The following is a 20969-nucleotide window of genomic DNA, read 5'->3' on the forward strand; positions in this document are numbered from 1 at the left end:
GCTAGTACTGTACGAAAGCCTTCAGCTCTGCGTTCACTGTCTGGACATGTAAGTGAATGCGGGCGGTGTATGGAAGTTCCAAATGAGGAACTGTCAAAGTCGTTTCAAGTGGGGCAGAAGAAGAAAAAGTGACCAAAAAATGGGCAATTTTGTGGTGCGATCACTATTATTGTGCGTAGCAGCAGTAAGGCTACCAAAAGAATGGCGGCCTCTTTGATACGCAATGCAATCGAAAAGCACCTAACGGACTCGCGTGCTTTGGAGGTGAGAATCATGGATTGGCCTACTTCACCCAAGCTCTTCCTGCTGGTTTGGCTGTCACTGTCCTCCCTATCGCTACTGGCCGATTCAGACTCCCCCCATGTCATTGGGGTTTTCGAAGGTATCGATCGGGAAATAGCTGTTGAAAATGGCGAGCTGGTAGGGCGATTTGCGCCCTATTATCGATGTGTTTTCAGCCGGGTAGAGAGCGATTTCCAATTTGTTGAAATGCCGTTGGCTCAAATGCTTTACCGCTTGGAGAAAGGTGGTATTTCCGCTGGTCTGCCGATGGTGCAGACGGCCGAGCGGGATGAATACGCCGATTTTGGCGGCCTATTGTTCCAGACGGAGTATGTCTATCTTTTGCTGCACGATTTGCCACCCCTCGATAGTCTCAGTGGCCTTAGGTTCGCTTTTGTCCGGCAGTTTGTCGGAGATAAGCTCCTGAGAGGTGCTGACCCAGTCGTAATCCCCGTTTCTGACTGGAGCCAGGCCGTCGAGATGCTCAAGCGCGGTCGTGTTGATGTCGTTGTTCTACCCTGGGTGCTCATCGATTTTTATATGAAGGGGTTCGACCAACCCTACTATGATCGGACTGCCGCCTGGGTAGACCTTTCGATGTACATTTCACATCGCGCGGAAGATGGTGGTTTGACGGAAAATCTCAGAAAGGCAATCAGAAAATGCCGGTTTATTGCGGAGCAAAACCAGGGCAGCTGGGAGATCCCCACCAGACGCGGGGATCTGGAAGATTGATCATGATCGAGTCAATTTGATGTTAACCAAATAAAAAACGGCCACTCCTCTCGTCGTTGTGATGTTCCATCGCACACATTGCGTGCTCCGGTTGGTAAGGAAAAGAGGGGCACAGTGCCGATACGACAGCTACTATGAAGAGAGCGTTTGAAGTTATGGATAAGTAATTGTCACCGTTGTTTGCTTGAATGCTTTCGATAGTGTGCGCTGTATTCGCACGATTGGAGGGGGAGACATGCAAAGGCTCGTATGGCTCAAGCTTCTGAATTTCCTTTTGCTCCTGTTTTTCTCTATATCTCTGCCTGCCGATTCAAAACGCCCCCATATTGTTGGCGTCTTTGCCGATATAGAACGTGAAATTTCCGTAGAAGATGGAAGGCTCGTGGGTCGTTTCGCACCTTATTACCGGTGTGTTTTTAGCCGAGTAGATGGGGATTTCAAATTCGTTAACATGCCGCTGGCCCAGATACTTCGACAGCTGGAAAAGGGGGGAATCTCGGTTGGATTACCGTTAATTCAAACGGTAGAAAGGGATCAGTACGCGGACTTCGGCGATCCGTTGTTCCAGTTGGAGTACGTGTATCTCATGGTCGAGGATTTGCCGCCCTTGGAGAGCATGAGTGGGCTCAGGTTTGGATTTGTCCGAAAATTTGCCGGTTTAGAGCTTTTAAAGGGCGATAGCCCTACCGTCACTCATGTCTCTGACTGGGCTCAAGCGGTCGAAATGCTCAGGCTCGGTCGTGTCGATGTCGTGGTTCTACCCTGGATTATGACGGATCTCTATCTTGAAGGTTATCAAGGACAATATTATGAACGGACAGCCGCCTGGATAGATTTGTCCATGTACATTTCCCACAAAGTGAAGGATAGCCGGCTCAAGGAAGACTTCCGGGATGCAATACGAGCCTGTCGCTTAATTGGCGAGCAGAATCATGAGGCCTGGGATATCCCCGGGAGACAGCGAGATCCGGAAGGCTGACTTGGCGTCGGTGAGTTGTCCGCCGACCTTTCAGGTATAAAAAAAGCCCGACTCTTACGAGCCGGGCTTTATAAATACTGGTAGCAAGGGGCGGAGTCGAACCGCCGACCCCAGCATTATGAGTGCTGTGCTCTAACCAACTGAGCTACCTTGCCATTTCGCTTTGGGCATCGCCCCAAACGAGGCGCGTATTTTCAGTATTTGGGCCCTTTCTGTCAAGGCTTAGGCTCCAGTTTTTCCTGAAAAATTACACGTTGAAGCGGAAGTGGATAACGTCGCCGTCTTTAACAATGTATTCCTTGCCTTCCAGGCGCCATTTTCCGGCATCCTTGGCCCCGGCTTCGCCGTTGTACTGAACGAAATCGTCGTAGCTCACCACTTCTGCCCGGATGAACCCGCGTTCGAAGTCGGTGTGGATCACGCCGGCGGCCTGAGGCGCCGTGGCGCCGATTTTTACGGTCCAGGCGCGGACTTCCTTCACCCCGGCGGTAAAGTAGGTCTGCAGGCCCAGCAGGCCGTAGCCGCCGCGAATGACGCGATCCAGGCCTGGCTCTTCCATACCCATCTCTTCCAGGAACATGGATTTTTCATCGTCTTCCAGTTCGGAGATTTCGGCCTCTATCTTGTTACAGATGGGTACTACCACGGCATTTTCCGATTCGGCGATCTTGCGCACCGTGTCCAGATGCGGGTTGTTCTCGAACCCGTCTTCGCTGACGTTGGCAATGTACATGGTCGGCTTCACGGTCAGCAGGCAGAGTTCCCGGATCAGGGCCATCTGGTCCTTGTCGAGGTTCATGCTGCGCACCGGTTTGCCCTCGTTCAGCACGGGCAGCAGTTTCTCGAACATCTCCAGCTGGGCCTTGGCTTCCTTGTCACCGCTCTTGGCCACGCGTTGAACCCGCTTGATGGCCTTTTCAACGGTTTCCAGATCGGCGAGGGCCAGTTCGGTGTTGATGACTTCGATGTCGGAGGCCGGGTCTACCTTGTTGGCGACATGAATGACATTGCCGTCTTCAAAGCAGCGCACCACGTGGGCGATGGCATCGGTCTGGCGGATATTGGCCAGGAACTGGTTGCCCAGGCCCTCGCCCTTGGATGCGCCTGCCACAAGGCCGGCGATGTCGACAAATTCCATGGTGGTCGGGACGACACGTTCCGGCTTTACGATTTCCGCCAGCTTGTTGAGGCGCGGGTCCGGCATGGCGACGACACCGGCGTTGGGCTCGATGGTGCAGAACGGGAAGTTTTCCGCGCCAATGCCGGATTTGGTCAATGCGTTGAACAGGGTAGATTTGCCGACGTTGGGAAGGCCGACGATGCCGCAGTTAAATCCCATGGAATGCCTCTGCTGGTACTGGAAAAATTTGAGCGGATTATACCGGTTTGAAACTGTGCAGGCGATTCATGGCGGCGGGGAGTTTGCCGCTGGCTGCATCCGGTAATACCCGCATGATTTCGTCGATCACTGCGTTCAGTTCCTCGGTTTCCTGTTTGCCCAGGCGGCCGAGGACGTACCCGGTTACCCTGCGGCTGTCTCCGGGGTGGCCGATACCGATGCGCAGTCTCTGGAAATCGTTGGTGCCCAGATGGGCGATAGCGTCACGCAGACCGTTGTGTCCGCCGTGGCCGCCACCTTTCTTGAGCTTTGCGGTACCCGGGGGTAGATCGAGTTCGTCGTGGGCAATCAGAATCTGTTGGGGCTGAATCTTGAAGAAGTCCGCCAGCGCCTTGATGGCCAGGCCGCTGCGATTCATGAAAGTGGTCGGATTCAGGAGGTGCAGGTCCAGGCCCTGCCATTGAATGCGGGCATAGAGCCCGTGGTACTTCTTTTCGGGGCGGAGCGTCTGGCCCGCGGTGCGAGCCAGAGCTTCCACGAAGAGGGCGCCGGCGTTGTGGCGGGTATTCTCGTAGTCAGCGCCGGGGTTCCCCAGACCAACCACCATGACAATATCCTGCGCCATTCGCCGTTGTCCTCCTCAGTTAAGGAGTGATTACTCCTTGTCTTCGCCGCCTTCTTCGCTTTCTTCGCCGTCTTCGGCTTCGTCATCAACCTTGGCGCCGCGCGGCTTATGGATAGCCACAACCGGCAGGTCGTGATCTTCACCCTGGAGCAGGGCGGCAATCTTGACGTCTTTCGGCAGTTTCAGGTCGCTCAGGTGAACTACCTGGTCCATTTCGACAGTGGTCATGTCCACTTCGATGAACTCGGGCAGGTTCTGCGGCAGACAGATCACTTCAACTTCGTTGATCTGGTGGTTCGCTACACCGCCGTGGAGCTTGATAGCCGGTGCGGTGTCTTCGTTGATGAAGTGCAGCGGTACGTTGACGTGGATCTCGTGGTCCTTGTCAACACGCAGGAAGTCAGCGTGGGTCAGGATCGGCTTGTACGGGTGACGCTGCAGATCCTTCAGGATTACGCTTTCTTTCTTGCCGTTCAGCTCAACGGTCAGAACGTGGGAGAAGAATGCTTCGTTCTCCAGGGCTTTCTTCAGCTCGTTGTGCCAGATGGCAATCGGAGTTGCATCCTTGTTGCCACCATAAATGATGGCCGGGATTTTCCGTTCCTCACGACGCAGGCGGCGGCTCGCACCTCTCCCCTGATCGTCACGAGGAAATGCTTCGATAACAAATTCCTGAGACATGGTAATAACCTCAATCGTCACCTGAACTGCCCGCGACCAGGCGTAGGATCAGGTGATGTTTCTGAAAAGCCGGATTTTTCCGGCTGACTAAAAGAGTCGGGAGCCTGTGTAGGCTCCCGACCCGGTAACTGCTTGTAATGCCTTGATATTACGACCGAAAGGTCACTCAGGCATTCTCGAACATGGCACTGATGGACTCTTCGTTGCTCACGCGGCGAATCGACTCCGCAAGCAGCCCGGCCATTCCGAGGACGCGGATTCTATCACAATTATGCGCTTTGTCACCCAGCGGGATGGTATCGCAGACCACAAGTTCGTCCAGCTGTGAGGCATTGATGTTATCAATGGCCGGGCCGGAGAGAACCGGGTGGGTGATGTAGGCAACCACGCGGGCCGCGCCGTGTTCTTTCAGGGCGTTGGCCGCTTTGCACAGCGTGCCGGCGGTATCAATGATGTCGTCTACCAGGATACAGGTCTTGTCTTTGACATCACCGATGATGTGCATTACCTGGGAAACGTTCGCTTTCGGGCGACGCTTGTCGATGATGGCAAGGTCGGCGTCGTCCAGGCGCTTGGCCACGGCACGGGCGCGAACCACGCCGCCAACGTCCGGAGATACCACGACAAAGTTCTCGAAACGCTGCTTGAAGATGTCTTCAAGCATGACCGGTGTGGCGTAGATGTTGTCCACCGGGATATCGAAGAAGCCCTGGATCTGGTCGGCGTGCAGGTCAACGGTCAGGACCCGGTCAACGCCGATGCTGGAAATCATGTCTGCAACCACCTTGGCGCTGATGGCAACACGGGTAGAGCGTACCCGGCGATCCTGGCGCGCGTATCCGTAATAGGGGATAACGGCGGTGACCCGTGTAGCGGAAGCACGGCGAAGTGCGTCGGCCATCACGATCAGTTCCATCAGGTTATCGTTGGTGGGGTAGCAGGTCGGCTGGATGATGAACACATCATGGCCGCGGACATTCTCATTGATCTCGACGGTGGTTTCCCCGTCGCTGAAGCGGCCTACAGTGGCCTGACCCATGGGAATGTGGAGTTTGCGGGCAATCGCTTGAGCCAGTTCAGGGTTGGCGTTGCCAGCGAAGATCATCAGTTTGGACACGACGGCATCCTTCTCAGTATCGGCGTTTGATTCAGAAGAAGCGGGAGAAAGGTGGCTGGGGTGGCAGGATTCGAACCTGCGCATGACGGGATCAAAACCCGTTGCCTTACCACTTGGCGACACCCCAGTATCGTGCTTTTTTGGCATCATTTCAGCTCTGTTAGCTTTTTGTGTAGAGGTGATTTGTTCACCCCTTTAGCTACGAACCCCGTGACGCCGGAGGGTTTGCTTTCCCAGATGATCCGGGCTGCGGATTCTGTCGGGAAACGTCCAAATATGCAAGCCCCGGTTCCGGTTAATCTTGCAGGTCCGAATTGTGAAAGCCATTCCAGGCTCTGGTTAACCTCAGGATACAGTTTTCGAACTACATCCTCACAGTCGTTTCGGTACCTCGAGGCGTCTCCCTCAAAAGCGGGCGCTATTTTGATTCTCGGGGTGTTCCTTGTCAACCCTTGCTCGGAAAAAATCTTGCCAGTGTTTATGTTGCAGCCGGGCTTGAGGACAACGAACCAGTCTTCCGGCGGATTTGCGTTGGTCAGTGTTTCACCAACTCCCTCACCAAAGGCGGCATGGCCCCGGACAAACACCGGCACATCGGCGCCCAGGCCGAGGCCTATTCCGGCAAGCTCATCGGTGCTCAAGTCGAGCTGCCAGAGATGGTTCAGGCCCAGCAGAGTGGTTGCAGCATTGGAGCTGCCGCCGCCCAGACCGCCGCCCATGGGCAGCCGTTTGGTGATGCCGATGGTGACCCCGGGCAAGTCGCCTTGAGCCCTCTCAAGGAGTGCTCTGGCGGCGCGAATGATGAGGTTGTCCTCGTCGTCGACACCGGGAACAGGCTCCGCGAGTCCCACCCCCGGCTCGCCGGGTGTCAGGGTGAAGCTCAGCTCGTCGCCGTAGTCCAGGAACTGGAACAAGGTCTGAAGCTCGTGATAGCCGTCTTCCCTGCGGCCGACAATGTGCAGGAACAGGTTCAGCTTGGCCGGTGAGGGCAGTATCAGGTCGGGTGTCACTCGGGCTGCTCCTGCCAGTCGCTGACCACCAGGCGCACCCGCTTGTCGTCCTTGAGGGCGGTAATCCGGGCGGGCAGCGCAGGGTAAGCGGAGAGGAAGGCCTGCCAGCGGTCGTAGCGGATTTCCCAACCGTTCTGGCGGATTATGGCCAGGGTGCCCTGATTATCAAACAGCAGGCGATAGTCGCTGGCGGGGGATGGCAGGCCCCGAATCCACCAGGTCAGATTCTCCAGTGGCAGCTGCCAGCCCGTCGCCGCCTCGACCAGCGCTTCCGGTTCGCCCGAGCGGTAGGTTTCGCCGTTCGGCAGGGTTAACTCGATAAACCCGGGAACCCCTTTGAGTGTCGTGGCGCCCATACCGAGGAAAGATGAGGAGAGGGCAAGATCGTAGGCTTCGCCATCCTGAGTCCAGTGATTGATGATGGCGGTTCCGCTGTCGGATGGCTGGCGTACGGCCAGCTTCCCGGACAGCTTCCAGTGGTCGAGTTTGTCGAGACTGGCTGCGCGAGTGGTCCAGTCAGCCGGAGGCTGGTCTGTCATGCCCTCCGGCAATGGATCGATCTGGATCGTAGTGCAGGCGCCGAGGGTGGCAAGCATCGTCAGTGCGGCCAGAATTCGCGCCAGTCTCATTCGGTGTCACCACCATTGGTCAGCCGATCGATGGTTTCTCTGAGCACTTCGTGATTGCTGTCCTGTTCGAGGCCTTCCTGCCAGATGATTCTGGCCTGTTCTTCGGCTCCGTTCATCCATAGCGCCTCACCATAGTGAGCGGCAACTTCCGGATCGGGGAAGGCGGCCCAGGCACGGGAGAGGTACTCTAGCGCCGGCTCGAGCTGGCCTTCGAGGAACAGGACCCAGCCCATGCTATCGAGAATGGCCGGATTGTTCGGGTCCAGCCGCAGAGCTTTCTCGATATAGCCGCGGGCTTCTCTGAGTCTGTCTGTCCGAGTGGTCAGGATGTAGCCCAGGGCATTCAGGGCAACGGCGTTTTCCGGTTCCTGTTCGATAATCTGCTTCAGGTCGGCTTCGGCTTCGGCAGGCTGTCCGATGCCATCGTAGAGCATGGCCCGGGCGTACCGGATCTCGATATTGTCCGGATGTTCTTCCAGGGCTTCCGTGGCGGTGCTCAGGGCCTGCTGTTGTTGTTCCTGATCCAGCAGCAGGTTCACCTCCAGCAGCCAGAAGTTCTCTGCCTGGCGGGGATTGGCTTCGCGCAGCCTGCGGATGCGGTCAATGGCGTCCTCAAGCTGGCCATTCTCGGCCAGCAGGGCGCTGGCGCGGGCCAGGGCCGGGAAGTAGTAATTGCCCTGTTCCACGCTCTGGTAATAGCCAATGGCCTGCTCGGTATTGCTTGCCTGGTCTTCAATGCGGCCCAGGTAGTAGTTGGCTTCGCTGGTATGGTGGCCCTGTTCGGCCAGTTGTGTCAGTTCTTGCCGGGCCAGGTCGGTCTGCCCATTTTCAAGAGCGACCAGTGCATGAGAGAGTCGCAGGCCCGGCGTGTCCGGGTACCGCTTTACGAGGCGATTGAATTCATCCTGGGCAGCCTGTAATTCACCTTCATTTATAAGCATGCGGCCGTAAAGGGTGCCCATTTGTCGGTTGCCCGGAAAGCGGCGGGTGTTGGTCAGCAGGTAATCCAGGGCGCTGCTTTTCTGACCGGTCTGGTAGAGCAGGTCGCCCTTGAGAATGATAGCCGGCTGGAAGTTTGCGTTTTCCTGAAGGAGTGGTTCGAGTCTGTCCAGGGCTTGCTGTGGCTGCCCGGTTACTTTCAACAGGAGCGCAATGCTGTATTCCAGTTCCGGGGTGTCGGGGTGGCGGTCCGACATCTCATTATAAAGGGCAAGCAATTCCTGCTGTTGCTCTGGCGGCAGATTGGCTGCCATAGCGGCAAGGCTGTCGAAGTCAGCATCACCGCCCTGATCCATGATCCGTTCCATGTGATGGATGGCGGTCTGGAGGTCGTTTCCCTTTACGGCCTGGATCGCAGAAATCCGGTGGGCCTGGAGATTATCCGGGTCGATGTCCAGCCACAGCTCGGCGAGCTGTTTCTGGGCGTTATCGCCGTTCAGGGATTGGGCGATTCGCATCGCCCGCTCGATCACCACCTGGTCTCGGGACTGTTTGGCAGCCTTCAGGTAGTTAACCAGGGTAATGTCGTAGCGTCCGCGCTGGGCTGCAATTTCGGCAGATAGAAGCAAATAGAGGGTTTCGGGCTCAAAATCGGCGTATTCAACCGGCGGTTGTGGTTCTGTCTTTTCCCCAGCGGCGACGGTTTCGCTCTTGGCAGGCGCTTCCTCTGTGCCGGTGAGGCTGGCACAACCTGCCAGCGTGAGGCCAAGCAGGCAGGTAAACAGAAACGGTACGGATTTGTGCATGCAACTTCCCATGATCTGTCGAAAACGCATCTGAAATAACCACGCTCCAGCCCCGGAATTGAGGTAGATCGGGTCGCGGCCTCAGCCGAATCCCTATAATGGCATAAGCACCTGATCTTGCCCAACCTGTCCGCACTTGCCGAAGCTGCGGTGGTTTTGGGTGGCAGCTCAGGCCGCTGGCCGTTAAAATGTCCAGTAATTGCGCGTCTCTAAACCGCTCATCGGCAAAAGGTTGTACAACCACGAAATGGCACTGGTAACGCTGGGAATCAATCATCGCACGGCCCCCGTAGAACTACGGGAGCGAGTGGCGTTTACGCCCGAGCGTATGGCGGAGGCGTTCGCCGAGCTGCGTGCGACGTCAGGCGCCACCGAGGCGGCGATACTGTCTACCTGTAACCGGACCGAGCTGTACCTGGCCGGCGATGATGACTGCGCCCCCATGGTGCTTCGCTGGATGGCCGGCTTCCATGGAATGGACGCCGCGGAACTGGAAGAAGCGCTGTACGTGCACCGCGATGGCGATGCCGTCAGGCACATGATGCGAGTGGCCGCCGGCCTGGACTCCATGGTGCTTGGCGAGCCACAGATCCTCGGGCAATTGAAGGATGCCTATTCCCTGGCCAGGGAACACGGCGCCAGCGGCTCGTTCCTGTCCCGATTGTTTGAACATACCTTCTCGGTCGCCAAACGAGTGCGGACCCAGACTGCCATCGGTGAAAATCCCGTTTCTGTTGCCTATGCCGCGGTGAGCATGGCGCATCACATATTTGCCGACATGTCCCGCAACAAGGCCCTGTTGATCGGTGCCGGCAAAACCATCGAACTGGTGGCCCGGCACCTTGCGGATGCCGGCGTGAAAGACTTCCTGGTGGCCAACCGTACCCTTGAGCGGGCACAGGCACTGGCAGAATCCCGTGGTGGCAAGGGTATTGTGCTGTCCGAGATCCCGGAACATCTGGCCGATGTCGACATTATTATTTCTTCAACGGCAAGCCCATTGCCGATCCTTGGTAAAGGTGCCGTTGAGCGAGCCCTGAAGAAACGCAAACACCGCCCCTATTTCATGGTGGATATTGCCGTGCCCCGGGATATCGAGCCGGAGGTGGCCTCGCTGGACGACGTGTATCTCTACACGGTGGACGACCTGCGCCAGGTTATCGAAGAGAATATCCGCTCTCGTGAGGGTGCGGCCCGGGAGGCCGAGAATCTGGTGGCGTCCGGGGTTCAGGATTTTCTGAACCAGCTAAGGGCGCTGGATGCGGTGTCCACGCTCAAGCAGTTCCGTCAGCGTGCCGAAGTGCTGCGCGATGCGGAGACCGAAAAAGCCCTGCGCGCCCTGCGCAATGGCACAGATCCTGAAACCGTGCTGCGCAGTATGGCACGCGGCCTTACCAACAAACTCCTGCACGAGCCCTCTGTGCAGGTTCGCAAGGCCACCACAGAAGGTCGCACCGAGGTGACAGAGTGGCTGCGTGAGTTGCACCAGCTGGATGCACTGGACGCGGACACGACGACAACCCCGGAAAAACTATGAAGCCATCGATCCAATCCCGCCTCGAGCAGCTTTCTGACCGCTTCGAGGAAGTCAGTGCATTGCTTAGTGATTCCTCCATTATCTCCCAGCAGGACAAGTTCCGGGACCTTTCCCGGGAGTTCGCCGAGATTGAGCCCATTGTTCATTGTTTCCAGGCCTGGCAGCACTCCCTGGATGACATCGAGGCTGCGCGCGAGCTGGCGAAAGATGGCGACGCCGATATGCGGGAAATGGCCGAGGAAGAGCTGCAACTTGCCGAGCAGAAGAGCGAGGAGCTCGATGAAGAGCTCCAGCGCCTGATGCTGCCGAAAGACCCGAACGACGGCAAGAACGTATTCCTGGAGATTCGCGCCGGCACCGGTGGTGACGAAGCTGCCATTTTTGCCGGCGACCTGTTCCGGATGTATCTGCGCTATGCCGAGCGCCGGCGCTGGCAAGTGGAGGTTCTGAGCGAGAGCGAAGGCGAGCACGGCGGCTTCAAGGAACTGATTGCGCGCGTGGCCGGTGACGGAGTGTATGGTGCCCTGAAATTCGAGTCTGGTGCCCACCGGGTGCAGCGTGTTCCGGAAACCGAATCCCAGGGCCGGATCCATACCTCCGCCTGCACCGTGGCGGTGATGCCCGAGGCCGATGAGGCCGAGGCCATCGAGCTCAACAAGGCGGATCTGCGGGTAGACACGTTTCGTGCGTCAGGTGCTGGCGGCCAGCACGTGAACAAGACCGATTCGGCGATCCGGATAACGCATTTGCCAACGGGCATCGTGGTGGAATGCCAGGAAGAGCGTTCCCAGCACAAGAACCGCGCCAAGGCGTTGAGCCTGCTGGCCTCTCGGCTTCAGAACGCCGAGACCGAGCGGCAGCAAAAGTCCATGGCCGAGACCCGCAAGAGCCTGGTGGGCAGTGGCGACCGGTCCGAACGGATCCGTACGTACAACTTTCCCCAGGGGCGGGTGACGGATCATCGGATCAATCTCACCCTTTACAAGCTCGACGAAGTCATTGCCGGTGACCTGGACGCCGTCGTCGTGCCTCTGCAGCAGGAGCACCAGGCCGAGCTGCTCGCCTCTCTCGCCGATGACCAGTAAACCCTTACTGACCTGTGAAGCCCTTCTGACGGAGGCATCCAGCCGAATTGAAAGTGATTCGCCGAGGCTGGATGCCGAGCTGCTGCTTAGCCACATTACGGGGCTCAGCCGGACCAGTTTCCGGGCCTGGCCGGAACGTGAGGTGACCGACACTCACGCTGAGGCCTTTGAGGCGCTTGTGCAGGAGCGCGTGGCCGGCAGGCCTGTGGCACATTTGTTGGGGCATCAGGAATTCTGGTCACTGCCGCTGAAAGTCAGTGCCTCCACCCTGATTCCAAGACCGGATACCGAATGCCTGGTGGAAGTTGCTCTTGCTTTGCCGCTATTACCGCAAGCCAGTGTGCTGGATCTGGGAACAGGGACGGGTGCCATTGCCCTGGCTCTCGCCAGTGAGCACGGGGGCTGGCGAATATCTGCCTGTGATGCCGTGCTCGAGGCAGTGGCGCTGGCTCGTGAAAACGCCGTTGCCCTTGGCCTGAACCTTTCCGTGGTCCAGAGCTCCTGGTTTTCGGGGCTGGAGCCAGAGAGGTTTGATCTGATTGTCTCCAATCCACCCTATATCCCCGATAGCGACCGCCATCTTGAGGAAGGGGACGTTCGATTCGAACCTGCCTCGGCCCTGGTATCCGGGAGCGATGGCCTTGATGATCTGCGGCTGATTATCAGCCAGGCGCCGGACTGGCTGGTTGAAGGCGGCTGGCTTCTGGTTGAGCATGGTTTCGACCAGGCAGAGGCCGTGGCACAGTTGTTTCACGCTCGCGGGTTTAAAGCCGTTGAGACCCGGCAGGATTATGGCAACCGGGATCGGATGACACTTGGACAATGGTCTTCGGGTGCCTAACAGTGGAGATGCAGATGCTCAGTGACGACGAATTATTGCGCTACAGCCGGCAGATCCTGATGCCCCGGTTCGATATTGCCGGCCAGGAAAAGCTGCAGTCGGCCAGGGTTCTGGTGATCGGTGCCGGCGGCCTGGGGTGTCCTGTGGCTCTGTATCTGGGCGCCGCAGGTGTCGGGACCCTGACCCTGGTGGATGACGATACTATCGAACTGGCTAACCTTCAGCGCCAGATCGGTTTTGAAACCTCGCTGCTGGGTGAATCCAAAGCGGAAAGCCTTGCCGATCGGATTCGTCGGATCAACCCGCTGGTGTCTGTTACCGCCCTGAATCAGCGCCTCGAAGGTGAGGCTCTGACGCGGACGGTCGCGGAGGCAACCCTGGTGGTGGATTGCACGGATAACTTCAACACCCGGTTTGCGCTGAACCGTGCCTGTGTGGCGTCGAAAATTCCGCTGGTGTCCGGTGCGGCCATTCGGGGCGAGGGGCAGGTTTCGGTTTACGACAGCCGGCGGGAGGACAGCCCCTGCTACCACTGTCTGTATCCGGAGCAGGGCAATGAGGATCTGACCTGTTCCGAGGCGGGCGTGATTGCGCCTCTGGTCGGGATGATTGGGGCGACTCAGGCCATGGAGGCCATCAAGGTGATTTCCGGGGTTGGCTCGCCTCTGGTGGGGCGATTGCTGATTCTGGATGCCTGGGAGATGCAGTGGCGGGAGATGAAGCTGGCCAGAGATCCTTCCTGTCCGGTTTGTTCCAGTTGACTTGACGCCTCGGGCAGCGGGGCTGCAGACAGTCTTTCCAAAACACGCTCCTTGCGGCACGTCCATGTGACGCTTGGGCTCCGCCATCCATGGCTCCGCACAGTTTTGGAAAGACTGTCTCCAGCCCCTCGTCATACTGTCGAGTCAGCCCGCTCTCCGACTCCGGTTCAGTTTAATTCTTCAATTCCTGGAATTTTGCGATCGCTTCTTTCCTGCTTTCTTTAAGATCAACGATCTGCCTCGGATACCCCTTCGGAATAACACCACCTTTCGCACCCGGATCGTGAATCCGTTTGCTATCCAGTTTCGCTAGCTCCGGTACCCACTCCCGGATGAAATCCCCATCGGGATCGAATCGCTCGCTCTGGGTAACCGGGTTAAACACGCGGAAGTAGGGAGCGGCGTCGGTGCCGGTGGAGGCGCTCCATTGCCAGCCGCCGTTGTTGGAGGCCAGGAAGCCGTCGATCAGTTTTGACATGAAGTAGGCTTCGCCCAGGCGCCAGTCGATGAACAGGTTTTTGGTGAGGTACATGGCGGTGATCATGCGCAGGCGGTTGTGCATCCAGCCGGTCTGGTTGAGTTGGCGCATGGCGGCGTCGACGATGGGGACGCCGGTGTTGCCGGTTTTCCAGGCTTCGAACCTGTCGCCCGGGGTGTTCCACTCAAGAGTTTCGGTTTCCGGCTTGAAGGCGCGGTGCATGCTCACTCTGGGGAAGTGGTACAGGATGTTGATGTAGAAATCCCGCCAGGCGATTTCGGTGATCCAGGTTCCCAGGCCTTCCTGGTTGCCGCCGGCGCCCTGCGCCTGTCGGCCGGCTATCAGGCATTGCCGGCCAGAGAGAACACCGTTGGCGAGATAAGGGGATATCTGGCTGGTGCCATCGATGGCGGGGAAGTCACGCTTTTCCTTGTACGCACCGCCGCGTTTTTCGAGGAAGCGCTCGAGCTGGTCGTGGGCGGCATCTTCACCGGTTGCAACGAGGGGCTCGGGGGCGTCTCGAAAGGCTTCGGGTATGGAGTCAATCTGTTCCGGGCTTACGGCGTTACCCCTGGCTTTGGGCGTTGGGAAAAGACCCGGATGGGTTTCTTCTATCCAGCTGCGCCAGCGTCTCGAAAACGGTGTGAATACGGAGTAGGGGTCATTCTGTTGGGTGAGGATCTCGCCTACTGGTGCAACTGTCTGGTCGCGGTATTTGCGAACGGCAATGCCGAGTTGATCAAAGCGGTGTTTCAACGCCTTGTCGCGCTTGCGCTCGTTAACGCCGTACTCCTCGTTAAAGTGCAGCGCTGTGACCCCGTGCTCTTCGCAGTGGCTCTCGAGTTTGCCAAGGCTGTCGTCGAAGCGTTTTGCGTGAATAAAGGACAGCGGTATACCCAGCTTGGCCAGCTCTTCGGCCAGGGCGTTGGCGTGGGCGACGACGAATTGCACCCGGGCCGGCGACCAATCGTGTTCCTGCCATTGGTCCGGGGTGAGAATAAAACAGGCTCGCACCTCTTCGCTGCTTTCGCAGGCGGCTGTGAGGGCGGGGTTGTCGGCAACCCGGAGATCGTTTCGGAACCAGACCAGTTGTGTCATCCGTAATCCATAGTTGTCTGAGGGATTGATGTAAGTGTAATTACAGCCCGGTGTATCAATAAAATCACCAACTTGGATATTCGCCCGGGCTGGCTGATTGGATTATAGTTAGGACACTTTTACAGCAATTCAGCCGGCCGATCCTCAAGGAGTTCTGTGGCAGGAATGGAGAACAACAGCGAAGGTCGCCGTGACGGCGTTTGGGCCCAGCCTTATTCACTGGCTTCCGGCCAGACCCAGTATCATCAACTGGGTCATATTCGTTTGTGGGTGACTCTGTTGGACCAGGAATGGCAGATTCGTTCAGAAACGCTGGAACTGGATACGGATCCGGCCAGCTGGACAGAAAATATCGGCCACACTCTGCCTTCGGCTTCTGTGCCGCTGCAGCGTTTCATTCGGGAAAACCAGTCGTCGACCGTGACATTCCTGCCGGCACTCGCAAACATGCCTACCGTGATTCGTCCTTTCCAGCCCCTGACGATTCCCGCCGGCGGCCGTTGCACAATCTACGTGGGCACGCTGGTCTGGATGAAGGTCTGTGCCGGCGACAAGCAAACCGTGTTGACGGAAATTCCCCTGGCGTCGCCTTCGATGACCTGGGTGGGCAGAAATACCATGGAGGGCGAGCTTTGTTATACCTCTCATAGTTTTGCCCGTCTTGTGCTTGAGGCGGTGCCGAAACGCCCCTGGCGAGCCGTCACGCCGGTGACGCTGATCAACCGGCGGGATGAGCCCCTGCTGCTTGAGCGCTTCAGTCTGCCCACGCCGTTGCTGTCATTGCACCAGAACGATCGGGGCCAGCTCTGGACGCCGGGGGTAACCGTTGAAGTTGAGACCGACATGAATTCAGCGAGTCTGCATGTGGAACAGTCGTTGCTGGCCGCAGCGGGCACCTGCCGGCCGGTGGCGGATGCTCGTGAAAAAATGGCCCGCGGCCGGCTTGTCCGGGCGTTTGACCGGATGTTTGGCTGAAACGGATCTGATGGAGTCGACGCTTTGCTGGAAACAATGCAAACAGGCGTAATGCAGTTTTTTACCGATATTGCCTGGGGGCAGTGGATCAGTTCCGCCTTTCTTGTTGTGTTGGGGCTGTTCCTCGGGTCTCTGGCGGCCCGCAGTGTCGGCCGTTTCATGGCGCAGCGCACCTCCCGCCATCATACCGTCATGGTTCGGCGGCTGGTGTTTTACGTCATCGTGGTGCTGTTTTTTGTGGCGGCCCTGCGGGAGGCCGGGTTCTCTCTGGATGTGGTGCTCGGCGCTGCCGGTATCCTCACCGTTGCCATTGGTTTTGCTTCTCAGACCTCGGCGTCGAACATGATCAGCGGCCTGTTTCTGCTGGTGGAAAAACCCTTTGAAATCGGTGACTTCATTGAGGTAGACGCGACCATCGGGGAAGTCGTCGGCATTGATATGCTGAGCGTGAAGTTACGCACGCCAGACAACCTGTACGTGCGGATTCCCAATGAAACCCTGATCAAGACAAGGGTGGTCAACCGTTCCCGGTTTCCGATACGCCGGCTCGACCTGACGGTGGGGATTGCCTACGCTGAAGATGTAGAGCGGGTGGAAAGTCTGCTTCTGAATCTGGCAGAAAAGAATCCGGTCTGTCTCGAAGAACCCAAGCCCTTCACCTTGGTGACAGCGTTTGGTCCATCCTCGGTCGATCTGCAGTTCTCTTACTGGGTGCCGAAGGAAAAGGTGCTTGAAGGGAGAAGCGGCATGATGGTCGCGATCAAGAAAACCCTGGATCGGGAAGGCATTGAAATTCCGTTCCCCCACACCAGCGTTTATGCGGGTAGCCATTCAGAGCCGTTCCGTGTTCAGCTGTTGGGGCCGGAAAAAATCACTGAAAAGGATCTCCCGGATGTCGACAAAGACAGCTGACGTTATCAAAACCATCCCACCGACCCCCGCCGAGAGTAAGATGAGTCTTGGCTGGCGGGAATGGGTGGCGCTGCCGGACCTGGATATCAGCCGTATCAAGGCGAAAATCGATACCGGAGCCAGAACTTCCTGTCTCCACACGTTCCGCACTGAACCCTACACGGAAAACGGTGAACGGCGCGTGCGCTTCTGGGTTCATCCGGTACAGAACGATCTTCACCAGGTGGTGGAGTGTGACGCCAGGGTGCTGGATGAGCGGAACGTGTCTGATTCCGGCGGCCACAAGGAAATGCGCCTGGTCATCGAGACCACGCTGCTGATTGGCGGCCAGAAATGGCCCATTGAAATGACATTGACCAACCGAGATTCCATGCGGTTCCGGATGTTGCTTGGCCGTACCGCTATGTCAGGGCGCTCAGTGATCTATCCCGAAGCTTCCTATCTTGCCGGCAAGCCGGCCTTAAGGACTGAAAAATGAAAATAGCGGTACTGTCACGAAACCGGCACCTCTACTCGACCCGCCGTCTGGTGGAGGAGGGCATTAATCGTGGCCACGAAGTGAAGGTGATTGACTGCCTTCACTGTTCGATGAATATCACCTCGGCCAATCCACAGATCCACTACCACGAGGAGGTCCTTGAGGATTTCGATGTGGTGATTCCGCGGATCGGTGCATCGGTGACGTTTTACGGAACGGCGGTGTTGCGCCAGTTCGAGATGATGGGCGTGTTTCCGGTGAATGAATCCGTGGCCATCAGCCGCTCCCGGGATAAGCTCCGCTCGCTGCAATTGCTGGCCCGCAAGGGTGTGGGAATGCCGATTACCGGTTTCGCGAACAAGCCGGACAACGTTCCGGAGTTGCTTCAGATGGTGGGCGGGGCGCCGGTGGTGATCAAGCTGCTGCAGGGTACCCAGGGCATCGGCGTGGTGCTGGCAGAAACCCGCAAGGCCGCGGAGAGTGTGATTGAAGCCTTCATGGGCCTGAAAGCGGATATTCTCGTGCAGGAATTCATCAAGGAAGCTGGCGGTGCCGATATCCGTTGCTTTGTGATTGGCGACAAGGTGATCGCCGCCATGAAGCGTCAGGGTGCCGAGGGCGAATTCCGTTCGAACCTGCACCGGGGCGGCACTGCCTCCCTCATACGCATCACCCCACAGGAGCGCAGCACTGCTATCAAGGCCGCCAAAGCCATGGGCCTTAACGTTGCCGGTGTTGACCTGCTCCGCTCCAGCAGGGGGCCACTGGTAATGGAGGTGAATTCGTCGCCTGGCCTTGAGGGCATCGAGAACGCCACCGGCAAGAACGTTGCCGGCATGATCATTAACTGGACCGAAAAGAATCAGAAGCCCTGGAAGACCCGGACCAAGGGGAGAGGCTAAAGCATGGCTCGTGCCCCCTATGAAATTGCCGGGACCCAGGTAAAGGCCGGAACCCGGCAAACCGTGGAAGTTCCGGTCGCCAAGCTGTACACCCATACGCCGCTGCACATTCCCGTTGAGGTTGTGCACGGCCGGCGAAGTGGCCCGGTATTGATGGTGTGTGGTGCCATTCACGGTGATGAGATCAACGGTGTTGAGATCGTTCGTCGGGTGCTCACCAATTCGGCGTTGAGGCACCTTCGGGGCACGTTGGTTGCGGTGCCTATCGTGAACATTTTCGGGTTCGTGCAGCGCACCCGATACCTGCCTGACCGGCGGGATCTGAACCGCTGTTTTCCCGGCAGTGAAAGTGGCTCCCTGGGCGGGCGTATTGCCTACCTGCTGCGCACCCAGATTATGGAGCGGGTTACCCACATTATTGATTTGCACACGGGTGCAGTTCATCGATTCAATCTGCCGCAAATTCGTGCCGAGCTGAAAAATCCGGAAACCGTGCGCATGGCCGAGGCCTTTGGTGCCCCGATCATAATCAATTCGGGGCTCCGAGAGGGAAGCCTGCGGGCCTACGCTGATTCACAGGACATTCCGGTGATCACCTTCGAAGGCGGAGAGGCTCTGCGATTTGATGACGTGGTGATCGGCAGCGGTGTGAAAGGGGTTATTCGGGTGATGCGTGAACTCGAAATGATCCCGGCGAAGAAGGGGCCCAAGGCACCGAGAAAGCGGTCTGAAACCGCGGCCAATTCCCAATGGGTGCGGGCGGATATCGATGGGATCATGAGGCCTGTCGCCCGGCTGGGCCAGAAGGTTCGCAAAGGCCAGAGGCTGGCCATGGTGGCGGATCCCTTCGGCGAATCGGAAACCGCGGTGGTGTCACCCTGCTCAGGTATCGTAATCTGCGTGAATAACCTGCCACTGGTAAACGAGGGCGAGGCAATTTACCACGTCGCCCGATTTGACGAGCTCAGCGAGGCGGAAAAAGCGATGGATTATTTCCGCAGCAGCTACGAGGGCGATGTCGGCGACGATGTGGTTCCCGTGCACCCCTGGGATGACCGGCAGAAATAACCGAGAGGGCTGTCATGATCTGGGATCAGTCGTTTATCGAGTTGGCGCCGCTGCCGCGGGGTTTTCATCTGGTCACCAATGAAATCCTTGCCCAGGCGCCGGACCTGACCAACTGCGAAGTCGGCTTGCTGCACCTGTTCATCCAGCATACCTCCGCTTCGCTGGCGGTGAACGAGAACGCCGATCCGGATGTGCGGGGCGACCTGGAACGCCATTTCAACGTCATGGTGCCGGAGAATGCGCCGCACTATGAGCACGTTATGGAAGGGCCCGACGACATGCCGGCTCATATCAAAAGCATCCTGGTCGGCCCCTCGCTGACCCTCCCGGTCAGCCATGGTCGCCTGGCACTTGGAACCTGGCAGGGACTTTATCTCTGCGAGCATCGGGATCGAGCCGGTAGTCGTCGTATTGTGGCGACTCTTCAGGGTCGCTGGTAGCCAGAACCCGAAACGCCCTACGTGTCGGGATTCACCCATCTGCTCTTTCCGATGGGTGGATATCCACCCATTTTCCAGCGCCTGACCTTGCTCTGATTTTAGTAAGGCCCTGTTTTTCCGAATTAATCGAGATCTGGTCTGCTCCTTGCTGATTGGGTTACCCACCGGAGCTGTTAGAGCTTCGTTGAGCACCCAACAAACAACATGAATCGGGAGCATTCCTTATGAAAACCCAAGCCGTAATGGCGGTGGCCTTTGCCTCCACCTTCGCAGTCGCAACCCCCGCAACAGCCCAAGATCGTTCGGATTGGCCGAGCAACTTCACCGTTGGCACCGCCAGTCAGGGTGGAACCTATTTTGCCTACGGTTCCGGTTGGGCCAACTTTGTGGCTGAAAACCTGGGCGTTTCCGGTGGTGCCGAGATCACCGGCGGACCGGTTCAGAATATGGCGCTGGTGCACACCGGCGACCTGAAGTTTGGCCTGACCACCATGGGCCCGGCTCGGGAATCCATGGACGGTAACAGCCCGCTTGCGCCGGGCATGAAGATGGACAACGTCTGCGCCATGTTCCCGATGTACGAAACACCGTTCTCGGTGACCGCGCTATCCAGCTCTGGCATTACTTCCATCGCCGATATCCCTGATGGCGCCACGATCGGTTTTGGTCCGGCGGGCTCCACCTCGGACACCTACTTTCCGCGCATGATGGAGACCCTGGGTGTGAACTTCGAACGCCGCAACGGCAGCTGGTCTGATCTGGGCGGTCAGCTTCAGGATGGACTGATTGATGTGGTTGCCTTCGCCGCCGGTATTCCCATTCCTGCGGTCAGCCAGCTGGAAGTGCAAACCGACGTGAACATCATCGGTATGAACGATGCCGAGGCCGAGACCATTATCAGCAACTTCCCGGTGTCCGAGTTCATCATTCCGGCGTCCACCTACCAGTCCCTGGATGCGCCTTCCCGCGTGGTATCCATGTGGAACTTCGCGATGGTCAACTGTGATGTATCTGAAAGCTTCGTGTATGAAATCACCAAGCTGACCATGGAGAACAACGACAAGATGGTCTCCATTCACAAGGCGGCCCGTAACTCGGTACCCGAGAACTACACAAAGAACAACGTCCTGCCCTGGCACCCGGGCGCTGCGCGTTGGTTCAACGAGAATGGTTACCCGATCGAAGACAGCCAGATCAAGTAACAGTGCTCGAGCAGGAGGCTGCCCTGCAGCCTCCTGCAATGTATGGCCAG

General features: G+C 57.8%; 21 protein-coding genes and 2 tRNA genes. 13 read left to right on the top strand and 10 right to left on the bottom strand.

What is annotated here, in order from left to right; translation table 11 throughout:
- Positions 1-201 precede the first annotated feature (201 nt).
- Entirely contained in the window at positions 202-1017 is an 816-nt protein-coding gene (locus tag ACP86_RS14630) for a transporter substrate-binding domain-containing protein (RefSeq protein ID WP_227507727.1), read from the top strand.
- Positions 1018-1252: 235 nt separating this feature from the next.
- Positions 1253-1996 (top strand): substrate-binding periplasmic protein, encoded by a 744-nt coding sequence (locus ACP86_RS14635; RefSeq protein WP_053114600.1) that lies wholly within the window; start codon positions 1253-1255, stop codon positions 1994-1996.
- Between the two features lie 78 nt (positions 1997-2074).
- Here ACP86_RS14635 and ACP86_RS14640 read toward each other — a convergent pair.
- The 9 genes from ACP86_RS14640 to ACP86_RS14680 form a co-directional block, all read right to left on the bottom strand.
- Positions 2075-2151, bottom strand: a tRNA-Met gene (locus ACP86_RS14640).
- A gap of 92 nt (positions 2152-2243) precedes the next feature.
- Entirely contained in the window at positions 2244-3335 is a 1092-nt protein-coding gene (gene ychF / locus ACP86_RS14645) for a redox-regulated ATPase YchF (RefSeq protein WP_014576221.1), read from the bottom strand.
- Positions 3336-3372: 37 nt separating this feature from the next.
- Positions 3373-3960 (bottom strand): aminoacyl-tRNA hydrolase, encoded by a 588-nt coding sequence (pth, locus tag ACP86_RS14650; protein WP_014576222.1) that lies wholly within the window; start codon positions 3958-3960, stop codon positions 3373-3375.
- Positions 3961-3990: 30 nt separating this feature from the next.
- A complete protein-coding gene (locus ACP86_RS14655) occupies positions 3991-4641 on the bottom strand; it encodes a 50S ribosomal protein L25/general stress protein Ctc (protein WP_041644993.1) in 651 nt (216 codons plus the stop codon).
- A 166-nt stretch (positions 4642-4807) separates the two neighbouring features.
- Entirely contained in the window at positions 4808-5758 is a 951-nt protein-coding gene (locus ACP86_RS14660) for a ribose-phosphate diphosphokinase (RefSeq protein ID WP_008176348.1), read from the bottom strand.
- Positions 5759-5810: 52 nt separating this feature from the next.
- Positions 5811-5885, bottom strand: a tRNA-Gln gene (locus ACP86_RS14665).
- 19 nt (positions 5886-5904) lie between these two features.
- Positions 5905-6768 carry a 4-(cytidine 5'-diphospho)-2-C-methyl-D-erythritol kinase gene (gene ispE / locus ACP86_RS14670; protein WP_053114601.1) on the bottom strand — a complete coding sequence of 288 codons (864 nt, stop codon included), beginning with the start codon at positions 6766-6768 and terminating at the stop codon, positions 5905-5907.
- The gene (lolB, locus tag ACP86_RS14675) at positions 6765-7397 is read right to left on the bottom strand and encodes a lipoprotein insertase outer membrane protein LolB (RefSeq protein WP_053114602.1); all 633 of its coding nucleotides are present in this window, start codon (positions 7395-7397) and stop codon (positions 6765-6767) included. Before lolB ends, ispE begins: the two co-directional genes overlap by 4 nt.
- Complete coding sequence (locus ACP86_RS14680) at positions 7394-9142, bottom strand: tetratricopeptide repeat protein (protein WP_053115539.1); 1749 nt, start codon at positions 9140-9142, stop codon at positions 7394-7396. The genes lolB and ACP86_RS14680 overlap by 4 nt, the downstream gene beginning before the upstream one ends.
- A 247-nt stretch (positions 9143-9389) precedes the next feature.
- Between ACP86_RS14680 and hemA the strand changes: the two genes are divergently transcribed.
- The 4 genes from hemA to ACP86_RS14700 are packed head-to-tail and all read left to right on the top strand — an operon-like array spanning position 9390 to position 13366.
- On the top strand, positions 9390-10679 hold the full coding sequence (hemA, locus tag ACP86_RS14685) for a glutamyl-tRNA reductase (protein WP_008176344.1): 1290 nt from the start codon (positions 9390-9392) through the stop codon (positions 10677-10679).
- Positions 10676-11764: a peptide chain release factor 1 gene (prfA, locus tag ACP86_RS14690; protein ID WP_008176342.1), complete on the top strand. Its 1089-nt coding sequence runs from the start codon at positions 10676-10678 to the stop codon at positions 11762-11764. Before hemA ends, prfA begins: the two co-directional genes overlap by 4 nt.
- Positions 11754-12605, top strand: a complete 852-nt coding sequence (gene prmC, locus ACP86_RS14695) for a peptide chain release factor N(5)-glutamine methyltransferase (protein WP_053114603.1) — start codon at positions 11754-11756, stop codon at positions 12603-12605. Before prfA ends, prmC begins: the two co-directional genes overlap by 11 nt.
- Before the next feature lie 14 nt (positions 12606-12619).
- Entirely contained in the window at positions 12620-13366 is a 747-nt protein-coding gene (locus ACP86_RS14700) for a molybdopterin-synthase adenylyltransferase MoeB (protein ID WP_053114604.1), read from the top strand.
- Positions 13367-13538: 172 nt separating this feature from the next.
- On the opposite strand, the gene phrB is transcribed toward ACP86_RS14700, so the two are convergent.
- The gene (gene phrB, locus ACP86_RS14705) at positions 13539-14942 is read right to left on the bottom strand and encodes a deoxyribodipyrimidine photo-lyase (protein ID WP_053114605.1); all 1404 of its coding nucleotides are present in this window, start codon (positions 14940-14942) and stop codon (positions 13539-13541) included.
- Positions 14943-15107: 165 nt separating this feature from the next.
- On the opposite strand from phrB, the gene ACP86_RS14710 reads away from it, so the two are divergent.
- The 7 genes from ACP86_RS14710 to ACP86_RS14740 all read left to right on the top strand — a co-directional run bounded on the left by ACP86_RS14710 (position 15108) and on the right by ACP86_RS14740 (position 20919).
- Positions 15108-15917, top strand: a complete 810-nt coding sequence (locus tag ACP86_RS14710) for a hypothetical protein (protein ID WP_014576232.1) — start codon at positions 15108-15110, stop codon at positions 15915-15917.
- Positions 15918-15968: 51 nt separating this feature from the next.
- Positions 15969-16829 carry a mechanosensitive ion channel family protein gene (locus ACP86_RS14715; RefSeq protein WP_008176333.1) on the top strand — a complete coding sequence of 287 codons (861 nt, stop codon included), beginning with the start codon at positions 15969-15971 and terminating at the stop codon, positions 16827-16829.
- Positions 16810-17307 (top strand): ATP-dependent zinc protease, encoded by a 498-nt coding sequence (locus ACP86_RS14720; protein WP_041644996.1) that lies wholly within the window; start codon positions 16810-16812, stop codon positions 17305-17307. The genes ACP86_RS14715 and ACP86_RS14720 overlap by 20 nt, the downstream gene beginning before the upstream one ends.
- A complete protein-coding gene (gene rimK, locus ACP86_RS14725) occupies positions 17304-18209 on the top strand; it encodes a 30S ribosomal protein S6--L-glutamate ligase (protein WP_008176329.1) in 906 nt (301 codons plus the stop codon). Before ACP86_RS14720 ends, rimK begins: the two co-directional genes overlap by 4 nt.
- 3 nt (positions 18210-18212) lie before the next feature.
- Complete coding sequence (locus tag ACP86_RS14730) at positions 18213-19277, top strand: succinylglutamate desuccinylase/aspartoacylase family protein (protein ID WP_008176327.1); 1065 nt, start codon at positions 18213-18215, stop codon at positions 19275-19277.
- A gap of 14 nt (positions 19278-19291) precedes the next feature.
- The gene (locus ACP86_RS14735) at positions 19292-19717 is read left to right on the top strand and encodes a secondary thiamine-phosphate synthase enzyme YjbQ (protein ID WP_053114606.1); all 426 of its coding nucleotides are present in this window, start codon (positions 19292-19294) and stop codon (positions 19715-19717) included.
- 224 nt (positions 19718-19941) lie between these two features.
- Entirely contained in the window at positions 19942-20919 is a 978-nt protein-coding gene (locus ACP86_RS14740) for a TAXI family TRAP transporter solute-binding subunit (RefSeq protein WP_008176323.1), read from the top strand.
- Positions 20920-20969 lie beyond the last annotated feature (50 nt).

Source organism: Marinobacter sp. CP1 (genome assembly GCF_001266795.1).
GTDB lineage: Bacteria > Pseudomonadota > Gammaproteobacteria > Pseudomonadales > Oleiphilaceae > Marinobacter > Marinobacter flavimaris.

Bases quoted from the DNA above. Each gene is read 5' to 3' on its own strand.
- ACP86_RS14630 (WP_227507727.1), top strand. From the start codon at position 202: ATGGCGGCCTCTTTGATACGCAATGCAATCGAAAAGCACCTAACGGAC.
- ACP86_RS14635 (WP_053114600.1), top strand. From the start codon at position 1,253: ATGCAAAGGCTCGTATGGCTCAAGCTTCTGAATTTCCTTTTGCTCCTG.
- ychF (WP_014576221.1), bottom strand. From the start codon at position 3,335: ATGGGATTTAACTGCGGCATCGTCGGCCTTCCCAACGTCGGCAAATCT.
- pth (WP_014576222.1), bottom strand. From the start codon at position 3,960: ATGGCGCAGGATATTGTCATGGTGGTTGGTCTGGGGAACCCCGGCGCT.
- ACP86_RS14655 (WP_041644993.1), bottom strand. From the start codon at position 4,641: ATGTCTCAGGAATTTGTTATCGAAGCATTTCCTCGTGACGATCAGGGG.
- lolB (WP_053114602.1), bottom strand. From the start codon at position 7,397: ATGAGACTGGCGCGAATTCTGGCCGCACTGACGATGCTTGCCACCCTC.
- ACP86_RS14680 (WP_053115539.1), bottom strand. From the start codon at position 9,142: ATGCACAAATCCGTACCGTTTCTGTTTACCTGCCTGCTTGGCCTCACG.
- hemA (WP_008176344.1), top strand. From the start codon at position 9,390: ATGGCACTGGTAACGCTGGGAATCAATCATCGCACGGCCCCCGTAGAA.
- prfA (WP_008176342.1), top strand. From the start codon at position 10,676: ATGAAGCCATCGATCCAATCCCGCCTCGAGCAGCTTTCTGACCGCTTC.
- prmC (WP_053114603.1), top strand. From the start codon at position 11,754: ATGACCAGTAAACCCTTACTGACCTGTGAAGCCCTTCTGACGGAGGCA.
- ACP86_RS14700 (WP_053114604.1), top strand. From the start codon at position 12,620: ATGCTCAGTGACGACGAATTATTGCGCTACAGCCGGCAGATCCTGATG.
- phrB (WP_053114605.1), bottom strand. From the start codon at position 14,942: ATGACACAACTGGTCTGGTTCCGAAACGATCTCCGGGTTGCCGACAAC.
- ACP86_RS14710 (WP_014576232.1), top strand. From the start codon at position 15,108: ATGGAGAACAACAGCGAAGGTCGCCGTGACGGCGTTTGGGCCCAGCCT.
- ACP86_RS14715 (WP_008176333.1), top strand. From the start codon at position 15,969: ATGCAGTTTTTTACCGATATTGCCTGGGGGCAGTGGATCAGTTCCGCC.
- ACP86_RS14720 (WP_041644996.1), top strand. From the start codon at position 16,810: ATGTCGACAAAGACAGCTGACGTTATCAAAACCATCCCACCGACCCCC.
- rimK (WP_008176329.1), top strand. From the start codon at position 17,304: ATGAAAATAGCGGTACTGTCACGAAACCGGCACCTCTACTCGACCCGC.
- ACP86_RS14730 (WP_008176327.1), top strand. From the start codon at position 18,213: ATGGCTCGTGCCCCCTATGAAATTGCCGGGACCCAGGTAAAGGCCGGA.
- ACP86_RS14735 (WP_053114606.1), top strand. From the start codon at position 19,292: ATGATCTGGGATCAGTCGTTTATCGAGTTGGCGCCGCTGCCGCGGGGT.
- ACP86_RS14740 (WP_008176323.1), top strand. From the start codon at position 19,942: ATGAAAACCCAAGCCGTAATGGCGGTGGCCTTTGCCTCCACCTTCGCA.